Origin of the sequence: Paenibacillus sp. FSL F4-0243, from assembly GCF_037963295.1 — a bacterium.
In the GTDB taxonomy this organism is placed as follows: Bacteria; Bacillota; Bacilli; order Paenibacillales; family Paenibacillaceae; genus Paenibacillus_AQ.
The window spans coordinates 710475-726393 of the sequence record NZ_CP150151.1 but is presented as its reverse complement, the minus strand read 5'-3'; the positions used below and the strand labels follow the sequence as shown (position 1 = coordinate 726393).

Genomic DNA, 15919 nt, shown 5'->3' with positions numbered 1-15919 from the left:
TAAGTATAGGATAAGCCCTCGACCGATTAGTATTGGTCAGCTCCATGCATTACTGCACTTCCACCTCCAACCTATCTACCTCGTCGTCTTCAAGGGGTCTTACTAATTGGGAAATCTCATCTTGAGGGGGGCTTCACGCTTAGATGCTTTCAGCGCTTATCCCGTCCGTACGTAGCTACCCAGCCATGCTTCTGGCGAAACAACTGGTGCACCAGCGGTACGTCCATCCCGGTCCTCTCGTACTAAGGACAGCTCCTCTCAAATTTCCTGCGCCCACGACAGATAGGGACCGAACTGTCTCACGACGTTCTGAACCCAGCTCGCGTACCGCTTTAATGGGCGAACAGCCCAACCCTTGGGACCTACTTCAGCCCCAGGATGCGATGAGCCGACATCGAGGTGCCAAACCTCCCCGTCGATGTGGACTCTTGGGGGAGATAAGCCTGTTATCCCCAGGGTAGCTTTTATCCGTTGAGCGATGGCCCTTCCATGCGGTACCACCGGATCACTAAGTCCGACTTTCGTCCCTGCTCGACTTGTAGGTCTCGCAGTCAAGCTCCCTTATGCCTTTGCACTCTTCGAATGATTTCCAACCATTCTGAGGGAACCTTGGAACGCCTCCGTTACTCTTTAGGAGGCGACCGCCCCAGTCAAACTGCCCGCCTGACACGGTCCCCGTACCCGATTAGGGTACTAGGTTAGAACCTAGATACGATCAGGGTGGTATCCCAACGGCGCCTCCACCGAAGCTTGCGCTCCGATTTCTACGGCTCCCACCTATCCTGTACAGATCGTACCCAAATTCAATATCAAGCTGCAGTAAAGCTCCATGGGGTCTTTCCGTCTTGTCGCGGGTAACCTGCATCTTCACAGGTATTAAAATTTCACCGGATCTCTCGTTGAGACAGCGCCCAAGTCGTTACGCCATTCGTGCGGGTCAGAATTTACCTGACAAGGAATTTCGCTACCTTAGGACCGTTATAGTTACGGCCGCCGTTTACTGGGGCTTCGGTTCATAGCTTCGGGTTACCCCTAACCACTCCCCTTAACCTTCCAGCACCGGGCAGGCGTCAGCCCGTATACTTCGCCTTGCGGCTTCGCACAGACCTGTGTTTTTGCTAAACAGTCGCTTGGGCCTTTTCACTGCGGCCCCCTCGTGCTATTCACACTACCGGGGCACCCCTTCTCCCGAAGTTACGGGGTCATTTTGCCGAGTTCCTTAACGAGAGTTCTTCCGCGCGCCTTAGAATTCTCTTCTCGCCTACCTGTGTCGGTTTGCGGTACGGGCACCTTCTCCTGGCTAGAGGCTTTTCTTGGCAGTGTGAGATCATGACCTTCGCTACTATAATTTTCGCTCCCCATCACAGCCCAGCCTTAACGATGTGCGGATTTGCCTACACATCAGCCTCACTGCTTAGACGGACATATCCATCAGTCCGCGTCACTACCCTCCTGCGTCACCCCATCGCTCATAGCGGATTACGGTGGTACAGTAATTTCAAACTGTTGTCCTTCGACTACGCCTTTCGGCCTCGCCTTAGGTCCCGACTTACCCTGAGCGGACGAGCCTTCCTCAGGAAACCTTGGGCTTTCGGCGGATCAGATTCTCACTGATCTTTTCGTTACTCATACCGGCATTCTCACTTGTATGCTGTCCAGCGCTCCTTACGGTACACCTTCAACCCACATACAACGCTCCCCTACCCCAGATACATACGTATCTAGCCATAGCTTCGGTGGTGTGTTTAGCCCCGTTACATTTTCGGCGCAGAGTCACTCGACCAGTGAGCTATTACGCACTCTTTCAATGGTGGCTGCTTCTAAGCCAACATCCTGGTTGTCTGTGCAACTCCACATCCTTTCCCACTTAACACACACTTGGGGACCTTAGCTGATGGTCTGGGCTGTTTCCCTTTTGACAATGGATCTTAGCACTCACTGTCTGACTCCCGGCAATAAGTATATGGCATTCGGAGTTTGACTGAGCTTGGTAATCCTTGCGGACCCCGCACCCAATCAGTGCTCTACCTCCACTACTCTTATACCGAGGCTAGCCCTAAAGCTATTTCGGGGAGAACCAGCTATCTCCGAGTTCGATTGGAATTTCTCCGCTACCCCCACCTCATCCCCGCATTTTTCAACATGCGTGGGTTCGGGCCTCCAGTGCGTGTTACCGCACCTTCACCCTGGACAGGGGTAGATCACACGGTTTCGGGTCTACGTCCACATACTAAATCGCCCTATTCAGACTCGCTTTCGCTGCGGCTCCGTCTTCTCGACTTAACCTTGCATGTTAAACGTAACTCGCCGGTTCATTCTACAAAAGGCACGCCATCACCCATAGATAGGGCTCTGACTTTTTGTAAGCACACGGTTTCAGGTTCTATTTCACTCCCCTTCCGGGGTGCTTTTCACCTTTCCCTCACGGTACTGTTTCACTATCGGTCGCCAGGTAGTATTTAGCCTTAGCAGATGGTCCTGCTGGATTCATACGGGGTTTCACGTGCCCCGCACTACTCGGGATCCGTCTCGGAGAGAACACAGTTTAGGTTACAGGGCTTTTACCTCTATCGCGGGCCTTTCCAGACCTCTTCACCTACCATATTCCTTTGTAACTCCATGTGAGACGTCCCACAACCCCTAAGAGCAAGCTCTTAGGTTTAGGCTGTTCCGCGTTCGCTCGCCGCTACTGACGGAATCACTATTGTTTTCTCTTCCTCAGGGTACTTAGATGTTTCAGTTCCCCTGGTCTGCCTCTACATCTCCTATGTGTTCAGAGATGAGTAACTGCGAATTACCACAGCTGGGTTTCCCCATTCGGACACCCCCGGATCAAAGCTTGCTTACAGCTCCCCGAGGCAGTTTCGTTGTTCGCCACGTCCTTCGTCGGCTCCTGGCGCCTAGGCATCCTCCGTGTGCTCTTATTAGCTTAACCTTGATTTTTCCTCATGAAAATATCATACGATGACTTTTCTTTTGGAATCATCTCACTAATAACATTTACTTGTTTGCACAAGTTGCTAAAAGATGTTCTAAAACGCAAATTCGTTTCGGTATCCAGTTTTCAAGGATCAAGTCTTACTGAGAGCTTAAACTCTCAAAACTGAGCAACGAGTGAGTTGTGGAAGTTTAACTTCCGATTTGAATGTCTTCATTGCAGAAGACGATTCTCCATAGAAAGGAGGTGATCCAGCCGCACCTTCCGATACGGCTACCTTGTTACGACTTCACCCCAATCATCTACCCCACCTTCGGCGGCTGGCTCCCTTGCGGGTTACCCCACCGACTTCGGGTGTTGTAAACTCTCGTGGTGTGACGGGCGGTGTGTACAAGACCCGGGAACGTATTCACCGCGGCATGCTGATCCGCGATTACTAGCAATTCCGACTTCATGCAGGCGAGTTGCAGCCTGCAATCCGAACTGAGACCGGCTTTGATGGGATTGGCTTCACCTCGCGGTTTCGCTTCCCGTTGTACCGGCCATTGTAGTACGTGTGTAGCCCAGGTCATAAGGGGCATGATGATTTGACGTCATCCCCACCTTCCTCCGGTTTGTCACCGGCAGTCACTCTAGAGTGCCCAACATTACTTGCTGGCAACTAAAGTTAAGGGTTGCGCTCGTTGCGGGACTTAACCCAACATCTCACGACACGAGCTGACGACAACCATGCACCACCTGTCTCCTCTGTCCCGAAGGCCGCCACTATCTCTAGTGGATTCAGAGGGATGTCAAGACCTGGTAAGGTTCTTCGCGTTGCTTCGAATTAAACCACATACTCCACTGCTTGTGCGGGTCCCCGTCAATTCCTTTGAGTTTCAGTCTTGCGACCGTACTCCCCAGGCGGAGTGCTTACTGTGTTAACTTCGGCACCAAGGGTATCGAAACCCCTAACACCTAGCACTCATCGTTTACGGCGTGGACTACCAGGGTATCTAATCCTGTTTGCTCCCCACGCTTTCGCGCCTCAGCGTCAGTTACAGCCCAGAAAGTCGCCTTCGCCACTGGTGTTCCTCCACATATCTACGCATTTCACCGCTACACGTGGAATTCCACTTTCCTCTTCTGTACTCAAGTCACCCAGTTTCCAGTGCGACCTCAGGTTGAGCCCAAGGTTTAAACACCAGACTTAAATGACCGCCTGCGCGCGCTTTACGCCCAATAATTCCGGACAACGCTTGCCCCCTACGTATTACCGCGGCTGCTGGCACGTAGTTAGCCGGGGCTTTCTTCTCAGGTACCGTCACTCCGATAGCAGTTACTCTACCGGACGTTCTTCCCTGGCAACAGAGCTTTACGATCCGAAAACCTTCATCACTCACGCGGCGTTGCTCCGTCAGACTTTCGTCCATTGCGGAAGATTCCCTACTGCTGCCTCCCGTAGGAGTCTGGGCCGTGTCTCAGTCCCAGTGTGGCCGTTCACCCTCTCAGGTCGGCTACGCATCGTCGCCTTGGTGGGCCGTTACCCCACCAACTAGCTAATGCGCCGCAGGCCCATCCCTCAGTGACAGATTGCTCCGTCTTTCATTCTTTCTTCAGGAGAAAAAAGAAATTATCCGGTATTAGCTACCGTTTCCGGTAGTTATCCCAGTCTAAGGGGCAGGTTGCCTACGTGTTACTCACCCGTCCGCCGCTAAGTTATTTTGAAAGCAAGCTTTCAAAATAACTCCGCTCGACTTGCATGTATTAGGCACGCCGCCAGCGTTCGTCCTGAGCCAGGATCAAACTCTCCAATTAGTATTGAAAAGAGCGATATGCTCATTTTGAAACATCTGACGAGAAAATTAATTCTCTAATTTTGGATATCACTTTCGTGATTTCCTACTCACTCGTTGTTCAGTTTTCAAAGATCAAGTTCTCGTTGGCGCCGTTCAATGTCTCAGCAGCAACTCTTATAATATATCATGTTGTTCTCAGTAATGCAAGCTTTATTTTTCGAAAGCCATTTATATAACTCTCTCAAACATTGCCTGTACGCTGTCTAACAACGCTTAACTATAATAACCTATCTATTCATAGAAAAGCAACCCCTAATAGAAAAATAAACAACTAGCTTAATAATTAAGCTGGTTGTTTATTTAATAGAGTTATGAATCTAGCGATGCAAATTAATAGTATTTTGCTGCAGTATACTTACTTGAAGCCTTAATAAAATCCGTATTCTTCTTACTCTTCGCTGACGATGCATCTACCGTTGTATCAATAGTAACCCATTTCCCATCCATCAACACTTCATTCCATGCATGGTATTGCGTAACGTAGCTAGTATTCCCCATCACCAATTTAGCAGGCACATCTACACTACGCAGCATTGCGGCAAAAAGAGAAGCATAGTCATAGCAGATTCCTTTTTTAGTATTCAAAGTGTTGTTAATGTTCGGAATGTAATCTGTTGTTACATTATTAGCAAGAGAATAATCGTATTGTACATTAGCAACTATATAGTTATAGATTGCCTTAACTTTCTCTTCATCTGTTGTTTTGCCTTTTGTAAGCTCTTTTGCCTTAAGGATCGCTTTATCAGAAGAACTCCATTTCACATTCTGTACGGAGCCCAAATATACGGAATTCGAGTCACTCATGGTTACGTCTACTACTTCGGAATATAACGCTTTGTATTTATTGCCGGTTGTGTTCTCAAGAACAGAAACCTTATAAGTACCATTACCTTGTTGTAAAGGGAAGTCCTCAGCTTGTCCAGAAGCATATAAGTTATATGTATAGCTGCTGTTGTCTTTAGTGATCATGAGTTTGATTCTTTTATCTTTCGGAATATCATAGTTAATTCCAATAACACCTTGAGCCACTTTCGATGTAATCAACCAGCTTGCATCTACACTTGCGGCTTGAGCTGTGCTTACCGGAACCGCAGTAATCAGTACGAACAGCGCCACCATCATAAAATAAACCTTTTTCACGGATAAAACCCCTTTCGGTAGCTGGCTGCCATCCTTTCGGGAAGGCCCTTTAGCTTTGCGTCCCTACCTTTCGATAGGTTTGCCGTTATCGTATAAGCTCTATCTGTTCTAATTTCACTAGACAAATTAAGAGAATCAGTCCAAGTAGAAATATGAATCTAAGATTCTTATATATTTTATAAAAACAAAAAAAGCCTCTTCATTCGGTAACTGGCTGCCATCCTTACGGGAAGGCCCTTTAGCTTTGCGTCCCTACCTTTCGATAGGTTTGCCGTTTATCGTGTTTAGCTTTTATAGTCTTATACTACCATATTTATCCTCGTAAACAAGAACAAAATTGCTAGATTTACTATTATTTTATAGTTATTTCTCTGTATTTGAATTCTCTTGTTATTTCTCGTCAACGATTAGGAAAGCTTGGCATGAACAATCAAACGATGTGTAGGATCTACTAGTGGGTCACACGTAATTAGAGTAAGAATTTTATCTTTGTTATTCCCGTCTAGAACAGACACATCACTAGGAAGTACAACAGAAATATCATAAACCTCGTAATTATAGGTCTGATCGCTAGTCTTTACCGAAATCGTATCCCCAATCACAACCTCATTCAATCTGTTAAACAATCTGCCCGTAGTTCTAGCTCTATGTGCAGCTATTGCGGCGTTCCCTATTTCTCCTATTGGAGTTGTTTCTTTCATATGGGCCGCCGCATGCTTCATATTCGCTTTAGTAGCCCCTTCTAATACTGGCAGCTTCAGATCGATCTTATCGATCTCAATTAATGCGATAACTTTGCCACCCACTTCAATTTCCGGTTCCGGCTTTTCTGTTTCTTGCGGCTGTGCTTGTGCATCTAAAGCTGATTCCTCAGCTAGTAGCTGAGTGACCTCGGCATATCTGCTCTTTAGATCAGGTGGTGGAGTACTTTCACTGGTGCTCAGTTCAGCTGATTCTAATAGCTTATCCTGCTGCCAGTCGTTATACCATTCGTTAGCTTTTGGATAGAGCATGATAAGGATCCCCGCCAGTATGAGCACATACGAGAATTTACGCATGATTTTCACCTCCGTAGATTGGTTCTACTGAACTTTAGAATACCCATTTACGACTTCCGAAGAAGTTAATGATCACCGTCACAAACGTTACTAATACCTTAGAGATCAACACTTGAATGCCTAGTTTGTCAGTCAACAGATGCATTAGCAACAGCGATATTCCGAGTACTACCAGATTCAGTACGATAAACTTCAGCAACTGCGTCTTATCAAAACCCTCTTTATTACCACGATCACGATCCTTGAAGGTTACTTTTTTATTCAAAATAAAGCTGTTCGCTGTCCCTGCACTATAAGAAATCACCTGTGCCAACGCATATACCATCCCAAGTGAGTTCAGTAATGTGAAGATTACGAAATCAATGAGGGTATTTACCAGACCTACAGCATTAAATTTGAGAAACTGTATGAAAGCAGTCCGAAAGTTCTTATCTGACATCTTTGTAATCCTTCCGGCGATCCACTTCTTCTTCGTTACGATATCCTATGGTCTCACTGACAATATACAACGGTCTATCCTTAGACTCGTCATAAATCCGTCCAATATACTCACCGATTACACCTAGCAGCATCAGAACGATACCGTTAAAGAGCAAATTGACCCCTACAATGGAAGCCCAACCTGGAACCGTCCATGAGGTGAAAAAAATTCTTTGAAACAATACGAAGAATAAATAGAGAAAGCTCGAGAAGGAAAGAAAGAATCCGACATACGTAGCAATCTTAAGTGGCTTATGCGAAAAGGAAGTGATCCCATCCAGCGCAAAACGAATCATTTTCTTAAGAGGATACTTAGTTTCTCCTGCAAATCGTTCTTCCCGCTCATATTCCACCATCGTCTGCTTGAAGCCGACCCAGCTCACTAAACCTCTGACATACCGGTTTTTTTCCTTGAGACCTCGCAAGACATCACATACCTTACGATCAATAAGACGGAAATCACCTGTGTCCGTAGGAATGTCTACACTTGTCATGCTGCTGAGTAATCGATAAAAGATCTTAGCCGTTACCTTTTTGAACATCGTTTCTCCACGGCGCTTCAGCCGCTTCGCATACACAACGTCATAACCCTCTTTCCACTTCTCGATCATTTGCAAAATGACCTCCGGTGGATCTTGAAGGTCAGCATCAATAACAACAACCGCTTGACCTTCGGCATAGTCCATGCCAGCTGTAATTGCTACCTGATGTCCGAAATTACGCGAGAAGTCAATTAGCTTGACGCATTCATCCCGATCACTGATCTCCCGAATCATCTGGGCCGAACGATCACGACTTCCGTCATTTACGAAGACTAGCTCATAAGTATCGCCGCATTCGTCCATTACTTTTTTCAAACGTTCATAAGTAACGCTAATTACTTGCTCCTCATTGAACATGGGTACAATTACACTATATCTGGCTTTCACCTTTATTCCTCCTAAAAGCTTTATGGAGCGTTACATCTTTCTGTACTTCATAATAACGCTGTAAGCATAAACTTATTATTATAGATATTATAAAAAATCTTAGAAAACCCAAGATGGGAACCAACGCAGCATACCCTTCACATAATCTCCGCTTACCTGCATCCCTGACAGGACAGGGTAGAACGCGACAAAGAGCAGTAAAGCAACAGCCACATAGACATAACTAACATAACGAGCCTCAGGATAATTACTATCTAGCAACTTCATTATATATACAATACCAAGAATCATAAAAGGCACCATAGCAAAATAATGGTAGATAAAGGTTTCCCTTGGGACAAGCATCCACGGAACATATTGTGAGAAAAAGGCGATCCAGATCATATAAAGGGTCTTATCTTTGTGTTTCAGTGTAATCCACAGCGTTGCCAGCATTGCGAAAATACCCGTCCACCAGATAAGCGGATTCCCCATAGTCACTATACTGCTGACCTGACCTTGCGGCAAACCCTCACTGCCACTGAAGAACCAGACTGGTCTCTTCATAAACGGCCATTGCCACCAGGAGGACGCAAAAGGATGTGTAGCTACAAGCTGACTGTGATAGTTGTACATGTTCTTTTGGGAATCAATCAAGCCTTTTATAGTAAAGCCCTCTGCGGATGCAGATAAACCCGGAACAAAAGATAAACTATAAATAATGACCGGTATGATTACGAAGAATGCAACACAACTAGCTAGCGTAATAATGGTATTCTTCCAGAACGAATTTACGGCTTCGCGACAGGTACCCAGCAGTTCCTTGTCTTTGATCTTCCCTTCCGCGAGCAACCGTCCCGATGCTTTATATTCTCTGTAGCGCTCGAAGAGCGAGATAGCTAGCATAATGGCCAGCCCAGCTCCTCCGTACAGTACAATCCACTTGGAGGCGACACCAATTCCGAAGAATAAACCGGACCAGAATAACGGAATTAGTGTTTTTCTTAAGGGCTGCCTGAAGAAATTCATAGTGTAATATCGCTGCATGAAATAAAACATTAACATGATGAAGAATACTCCGTATACATCGATCGTAGAGATTCTTGTTTGTGTGAAATGCATGAAATCCAGTGCGAACAATCCAGCTGCAAGTGCTGCGTATTTACTCTTTTTAAAGAGACGTAGTGCCATTACATAAATGAGAGGCAGCATGGCAATCCCGAACAATGTTCCGATAATACGCCAGCCGAAAGGATTGACTCCAAACAGTTCCATCCCTACTGCGATCAATAGCTTGCCTAGTGGTGGATGCGTGTTCTCATAAGGCACAATCCCGTGTGTATATTCATAAGCTGTCCGTGCATGGTAGATCTCGTCAAAATAAGTGCTATTCATAAAGTTAGAATATTCAGGGATGAGCGACTGCTCGTCAAAAAGATTGGCAAGCTCTCCTCTTTTAGCGACTGCATTAGCATCCGGTGTAACACCGGCTATAGAAAGAGGTACTCTTTCGCCTCCCTGCTCATAGAAGGCCATTTCATTTAAAGTGAACCCTGGAGATGTAACTGTAAACTTCACGTATCTTGCTGCAACGTTCAGAGGTTGGCTTTTCCAGATGAAGACATTCCCAACATCCTCGCTTACATCCAGTGGACTACTCCAGACCTCAGGGGATTCACTGAATTCGAGCTTAAACTTCCCGGTACCTACGCCACCGAAGATATTCACTCGTTCCAATTGTTTGCTCTGTCCTAGATCTACATAGAAGCTTTCACCGCTGGCAGCTGGCTCCCACAAGGTCTCTGGAGATTTAGTAGAACCTAAATTATATAAAGCAATTGCCGCGTAAACGGCAGTAATGGCAAGAATACATATCCAATCTATACGCTTAAACTTCATCGCTTAAGTCTCCCTCCCTTCTGGTGCGGTCTTATTTGCTCGACGACTTTAAGGTCTTCTTCATATTTTTCTTCAGGTGTTGGTGGTGCTGGAAGAGGCTTTACTCCCCCACGAACATAAACGTCGTAACCAATGTAGAGCATGTATAGCAATAATGACAGGTTAGCAATAGAAGTAACCAAAACGATTCCATCTGCACCTGGATTTACACCTGCATTTAGATGGGTCAACGTATAAGCCACATTGATATACTGCGTTAAGCTGAATCCAAGGAATAGGAATAAAAACCTACGATCCCGACTCGCTATATAAGTGAACATACATAGAATAACAGCAGGGAACATATAACGTTCATGCATTTTGGTTCCAAGCACAAAAACTACTACAATGAGCGCCATACCGATAAAGTAGGATTTGGATAAATCCAAGCGATCTTTTTTGAAAGAATAAAAGGTTGCTATGGCTACTGCCACTAAAATAAATATGAAGCCCCATACACGGTAAGTAATACCTAACCAAGTTAGGTCAAGAGATGACCACATCGGGTCAGTCAGTGCATATAGATTAAATGCATTCACAGAAGAATAGGGATAGGAAGATAACGTACTCTTATACAGATTAATAAGGCCAACTAAACCACCGTTATTCCAGAAAAATGGTGCCGCGAGCAATCCGAATATCCCTAATCCGTACAAAGCTCCAAATCCAAGCTGCTTCCAAGCACGGTGATGATAGAAAGCAAACAATAATACCGGTGTGAATATTAACGCTTGTGGTTTAATTAAAGTTGCTATTGCAAACAAAATCGCGGATTGAACAAACTTTTTGTTCGCAGCGCCATGGATACTGAGCAACAGAAAAATCAGAAAGAACGAATCCGCTTGTCCCCACGCCGCTGAATTAACAAGCACCGCCGGATTAAACAGAAATAATAGCGTTAAGCCAAAAGCGATCCCTGAGCCGAGTTTTTTGCGGGACATTTTATATATGAAGAAACCCAATACCAAATCAGAAATAATCGCTGGCAGTTTGAATAGCAGATTCTCTCCACCCGAACCATGCACAAAGCCAAATACACCGCGAATAAAACTAAGAATGTACAAAATGAACAAATAACCAGGAGGATAATCGGCAAAATACCCTTCTTCATAAAACTTGCCTGGACCTAAATCAACCATACGCTGACCCCAAGCTATAAAGGTATTCATGTCGTTCTGATAGCCTTGAGCAGTCAGACCAATCCAGACCCTTAGGATAAAAGCAACCCCGATGGCAATGCTCAGCCATTTGGAATAGACATTCTCAGGTTGCTTCATAAGCTTCTCACTGCGGAATGCCTTGGTATAAAGTACTGCAAAAAATACACTGAAAAGCGCTGAGATCAGCAGCATCTTGGTTGGAGATACCTTATGTGGGGTATCCGCTTTTTTGCCACCAGCATCCTGACTAACTGCTGCACTATCCAGCGAAATGACGTTGGCCCCTTCGGGAGCAGCGTCTAATTTTTCTACAGACAAATCATCAAAATAAGCTTTACCTTGAATCAAGCTGGAGTAGCCCCCCAAACTTGCACCTATGCCGAATTCTTTCTGCTTAGGTCCTGTCTGGCCTATGTATTCAAGATACTGCCACTCTCCTGTCGTATCCGTTACACTGGGATAACCCCCGCCTACTCCAACGGCAAGTATATTAGCGCCCATTCCCTCGCCTGCGGTACTTACTACTTTGATCCATCCAGAGATTTTATAATAGCTGTCCGGCGTTGCCTTAATCGTCTGCACCCATTTCAAATGATTGGGCTCGATATTCTCAATGACTGCCGCTTTACTACCGGAGTGAACCTCGTCCGATTGGATTGAAAGTATGCCCGAGTTGTCTCCAGAAATCCACATATCCTTAGTCCAGTTAGAAGGAGCATCCTCTCCTCCCTCCTCAAATCCAGGGTTTTGCAATAGATTTCCATCTGCATAAATGCTTGTTACAGGAAGCAAAAAGAATAACAGCATCAATACAGTCATTGCGGCCGTACGTGTACTCTTGATCATCGTTCCAACCTCACCTCGTCTATATTAATCCAGCCTTTACCGCCTTTAATAAAAATTTCAGTTTGCTCATTCTGACCGATAGATACCATTGGAAGTGTAAGCTCTTGATAAACCTCACTAGCAGGTATTTCAGCCTCCGCCCGCACTACGCCATTAACTCGGACGCCAACCCTTCCTTCTTCTCCACCAGCACTAACCATTATACCAAGCTTATATTCTCCAGGTTCTGCTATTCTGATAGATTGTGTAATCGTTTTGTCAAACCCCGGATCAAGATAGGCCAGATAACTTCCATTATAGGGATTATTGGTTGCCACACCCGTACCGGATGAGAAGCTCCAGCCTGATATCCCCTCTTCAAATCCTCCATTTGTAAATTCCGAGATTCCCTCTACTACCCCAGTCTTAGCGGTCACAACAGTATAGTTGGCAAAACGTTTAACCGAATAATTTTCGCTTTCAGCAGGAATGGGATCACCATTCCACAAGATATATGTCGCTGTCTCTCCCGGAACTATGCTTGAATGTCCAAATCTATATCTCCCAAAGGAAGACACCTGCTGAAATGCACCTCCAGGATTAGAATAATTAACGGTTGCTAAGAAATTATGGGGATTGATCTGCTCATAAAAAAGCACATAAATATAAGGCATATTAACTTTATCAGTCACGTAGATGTTCCCAGCACTCTCTTCAGAAGCATATTGTATAGCCTCACCGAAAGATTCATAGAAAGCTGGTCCTATCTCTTTAGGATAATCACGGAAATAAACTGTAGTGAATAGAACAAAAAATAAGCCAAAGGTTACAGCCGACAGAATTCCTAATACTTTTACTTTCTTGCTTAACCACATAAACCCTGCAACAATCAGCGAAATGATTGGATAGAAAATCACATTCATCCGATTAATGTTTACGTTCGTAACAAAGGTCATCAAAACGGAAACAAACAACCAAAGTAAAATAACGAGCAGTCCCGTCCGCTCACGACCACGGTTCCGTATTGTCGTTAACATAAATATAAGTCCTATAAGTACAAAGGGTAACGCAATAGGATACGCGTATCCATAAGGTGAAATCGAATTCCAAGGCAAACCATCAGATCCGCTAATTAATATCTTCAAAAATTCCCGGAAATTGCTTAATGCTGTATGTAGTAGTTGCCCTCCGAATATAGAAGTTACCTGTTCCACACGCGGCGTTGTCAATCTCGGAATTGAGAACAATGGGGTCAAAATCCCCTCTAGCGACAATCGATTGATCATAATAAATAGGAAGATTGGGAGTGCCATTAATATAAACAGAGCACAGTTCCATAGAATGGTTCGAAGCTTTAGTGCTCTTGTATAGAATAGAAGAATTCCAGCACCTAAAGCAAATATCGGCACAAAAAAATAGGATGTTCCATAGGCATAAAGTGAAAGGGCAAGCATAATTGTAAAGCCATAAGACCACTTCGGAATTTGAAATGATTTAAGTAACATATAAACGGAGAACAGAATCAGGGTGGGGAATAAATTAGATTCCAGTGCCCATCTTGACATCATAATATGCCAAGGATTAATTGCGATAAAAAACATCGCCACAATACCAGCAGTTCTGGAAGTAAATAGCTCTTTTGAAAGAAGATAGAATACGAGCATACCCAGTAGACCCATGATTAAGCTAACCGCACGTACAGACATTGGAGTAAGTCCGAACAATAATATGAAAGGCATTGATAAGTAAGCATAAAGTGCATTCTGTCCGCTTCCCCAAGCAATGAGGTGAATAGGTAAATGAATACCATTGCGGTCTATTCCATAATGAAGAATAGCGTAAGCATCATAACCTATAGATGCCTCATCCTGATTCAAGCCACCTGGAATCGAACCAAAGTAAAAAATGCGAATCACAGCCCCCAGCAAAAACAATAAGAGAGGCCAAGGATTACTTTTAAAATAAGAAGACCAATTGCTAAATCTTGTGGACAACATTCATCACCTCTTCAACAATATAATCTAAATATTGGATGATGGAAAGGAAGAACATCCAACAAGTTAAGTAGGAGAATACATAATCCAAAATAAAAAAAACGGCCCCTTCAGTAATGAAGGAGCCCAAGATGAATTTCAGAAATACTGTATATATGTTAGCCCTCGCTACCAAGGAATACATAACGGAGAACGATCAGGATCGCAAGTACCCACATCATCCAGTGAATATCGTATTTCTTCTTACCTGCAAGGTTAGCAACAGAAGCAAGGATTACATAAGTTACGATACCAAAGGAGATACCGTTAGCAATATTATAAGTGAAAGGCATGATTACAAGTGTTAGGAACGCTGGAATTGCAACAACCATATCTTGAAAATCGATTTGACGGATCGATTGTGCCATCAGCACACCTACGACGATCAATGCTGCGGCTGTAGCAGATCCAGGAATAAGAGCAACCACTGGAGCAAGGAACAATGCAAGCAAGAAACATACGCCCGTTGTTACAGCTGTAAGACCTGTACGTCCACCTTCAGCAACACCTGCCGCGCTTTCTACAAAAGCAGTAGTAGTCGAAGTACCCAGTGCCGCACCACCTGCTACAGCAACTGCATCGACAAACATCGCATTACCTACACGTCTATTACCTTCTTCAGGGTTATCCATAATACCTGCGCGTTGAGCCGTACCTACAAGTGTACCAAATGTATCAAACAACTCTACAAATGTGAAAGTTGCAATCGCTGAAACAATACCTGTGTGCAGGATACCATCCCAGTCAAACTGAAAGAAGTTCAATTGTGTGAAGTCAGGAACCCAAGGCGTTGCCGGACTGGACAATGCACTGAAATCAACTACACCCATCAGCATACCAGCGACAGTTGTTCCCAAGATACCGAATAAAATCGCACCTTTAACGTTCAATACCATCAGGATAGAGATTAGAAGAAGTCCGATAATTACCAATTGGACATTGGAATTCTCAAGGCTACCCATGTGAATGATAGTTTCAAAGGAAAGGACATCTGTGAAAGTGTTAGCAGGAATGTCTTTACCGGCTTCAACACCAATCGTCATAAGTCCACTGTTCTTAAGACCAAGGATCGTAATGAACATCCCTATACCTACTGTAATCGCATGTTTCAAGCTGTCGGGAATTGCAGTTAGTAAGATCTGTCGCACTCGAGTTACAGTCAGCAAGATAAAGATCAAACCGGAAATAAATACGGCTGTCAGACCCATTTGCCAAGTGAATGGATGCTCTGATGTGGCGGAAGATAGAATTACGGAAGCAAAATATGCGTTAAGTCCCATACCAGGTGCCAATGCCACTGGAAAGTTTATGAACACGCCCATTGCGATGGTGAAAATACCTGCTGCCAGCGCCGTCGCTAGAAATACAGAGTACCAGCCCATATCAATACGGCCAAATGCTGTTAAAGTACTCGGATTAACCGACAAGATGTAAGCCATTGCCATGAACGTGGTCAAGCCCGCCATGATTTCTGTACGAACTGTGGTGCCGTTCTCTTTCAACTTGAAAAACCGATTCAAATTGTTCTCCCCCTAAGGTATGTTGTGTCTGACAGCAACAAAAAGCCGGTATCTGTTAGACACCGGCTCGAAAAAAAGAGT

The 15919-nt window shown here is 44.7% G+C and carries 8 protein-coding genes, 2 rRNA genes and 2 riboswitches; all 10 genes read right to left on the bottom strand.

From position 1 onward, the window contains the following. Nucleotides 1-6 precede the first annotated feature (6 nt). The 10 genes from NSS87_RS03215 to NSS87_RS03170 all read right to left on the bottom strand — a co-directional run bounded on the left by NSS87_RS03215 (nucleotide 7) and on the right by NSS87_RS03170 (nucleotide 15838). A 23S ribosomal RNA gene (locus NSS87_RS03215) occupies nucleotides 7-2935 on the bottom strand. A gap of 242 nt (nucleotides 2936-3177) precedes the next feature. Next, a 16S ribosomal RNA gene (locus NSS87_RS03210) occupies nucleotides 3178-4735 on the bottom strand. The 16S and 23S rRNA genes sit together here, the layout of an rRNA operon. 371 nt (nucleotides 4736-5106) lie before the next feature. Continuing rightward, nucleotides 5107-5916: a transglutaminase-like domain-containing protein gene (locus tag NSS87_RS03205; RefSeq protein ID WP_339244695.1), complete on the bottom strand. Its 810-nt coding sequence runs from the start codon at nucleotides 5914-5916 to the stop codon at nucleotides 5107-5109. Nucleotides 5917-5929: 13 nt separating this feature from the next. Continuing rightward, a riboswitch (cyclic di-GMP riboswitch) is annotated at nucleotides 5930-6010 on the bottom strand. A 108-nt stretch (nucleotides 6011-6118) separates the two neighbouring features. After that, a riboswitch (cyclic di-GMP riboswitch) is annotated at nucleotides 6119-6199 on the bottom strand. Nucleotides 6200-6323: 124 nt separating this feature from the next. Then, a complete protein-coding gene (locus NSS87_RS03200; protein ID WP_339244691.1) occupies nucleotides 6324-6974 on the bottom strand; it encodes a class D sortase in 651 nt (216 codons plus the stop codon). A gap of 34 nt (nucleotides 6975-7008) precedes the next feature. Beyond that, complete coding sequence (locus NSS87_RS03195) at nucleotides 7009-7413, bottom strand: GtrA family protein (protein ID WP_042184722.1); 405 nt, start codon at nucleotides 7411-7413, stop codon at nucleotides 7009-7011. Next, the gene (locus tag NSS87_RS03190) at nucleotides 7403-8383 is read right to left on the bottom strand and encodes a glycosyltransferase family 2 protein (protein WP_076285851.1); all 981 of its coding nucleotides are present in this window, start codon (nucleotides 8381-8383) and stop codon (nucleotides 7403-7405) included. The genes NSS87_RS03195 and NSS87_RS03190 overlap by 11 nt, the downstream gene beginning before the upstream one ends. A 99-nt stretch (nucleotides 8384-8482) precedes the next feature. Further along, nucleotides 8483-10261 (bottom strand): phospholipid carrier-dependent glycosyltransferase, encoded by a 1779-nt coding sequence (locus NSS87_RS03185; protein WP_339244685.1) that lies wholly within the window; start codon nucleotides 10259-10261, stop codon nucleotides 8483-8485. After that, nucleotides 10258-12306, bottom strand: coding sequence for a glycosyltransferase 87 family protein (locus NSS87_RS03180; protein WP_339244684.1), 2049 nt, complete (start codon nucleotides 12304-12306; stop codon nucleotides 10258-10260). Before NSS87_RS03180 ends, NSS87_RS03185 begins: the two co-directional genes overlap by 4 nt. Beyond that, a complete protein-coding gene (locus tag NSS87_RS03175; protein WP_339244681.1) occupies nucleotides 12303-14282 on the bottom strand; it encodes a glycosyltransferase family 39 protein in 1980 nt (659 codons plus the stop codon). The genes NSS87_RS03180 and NSS87_RS03175 overlap by 4 nt, the downstream gene beginning before the upstream one ends. A 155-nt stretch (nucleotides 14283-14437) precedes the next feature. Beyond that, a complete protein-coding gene (locus NSS87_RS03170; protein WP_042184716.1) occupies nucleotides 14438-15838 on the bottom strand; it encodes an NCS2 family permease in 1401 nt (466 codons plus the stop codon). Between the last annotated feature and the right edge of the window lie 81 nt (nucleotides 15839-15919).

Bases quoted from the DNA above. Each gene is read 5' to 3' on its own strand.
- NSS87_RS03185 (WP_339244685.1), bottom strand. From the start codon at position 10,261: ATGAAGTTTAAGCGTATAGATTGGATATGTATTCTTGCCATTACTGCC.
- NSS87_RS03200 (WP_339244691.1), bottom strand. From the start codon at position 6,974: ATGCGTAAATTCTCGTATGTGCTCATACTGGCGGGGATCCTTATCATG.
- NSS87_RS03180 (WP_339244684.1), bottom strand. From the start codon at position 12,306: ATGATCAAGAGTACACGTACGGCCGCAATGACTGTATTGATGCTGTTA.
- NSS87_RS03195 (WP_042184722.1), bottom strand. From the start codon at position 7,413: ATGTCAGATAAGAACTTTCGGACTGCTTTCATACAGTTTCTCAAATTT.
- NSS87_RS03175 (WP_339244681.1), bottom strand. From the start codon at position 14,282: ATGTTGTCCACAAGATTTAGCAATTGGTCTTCTTATTTTAAAAGTAAT.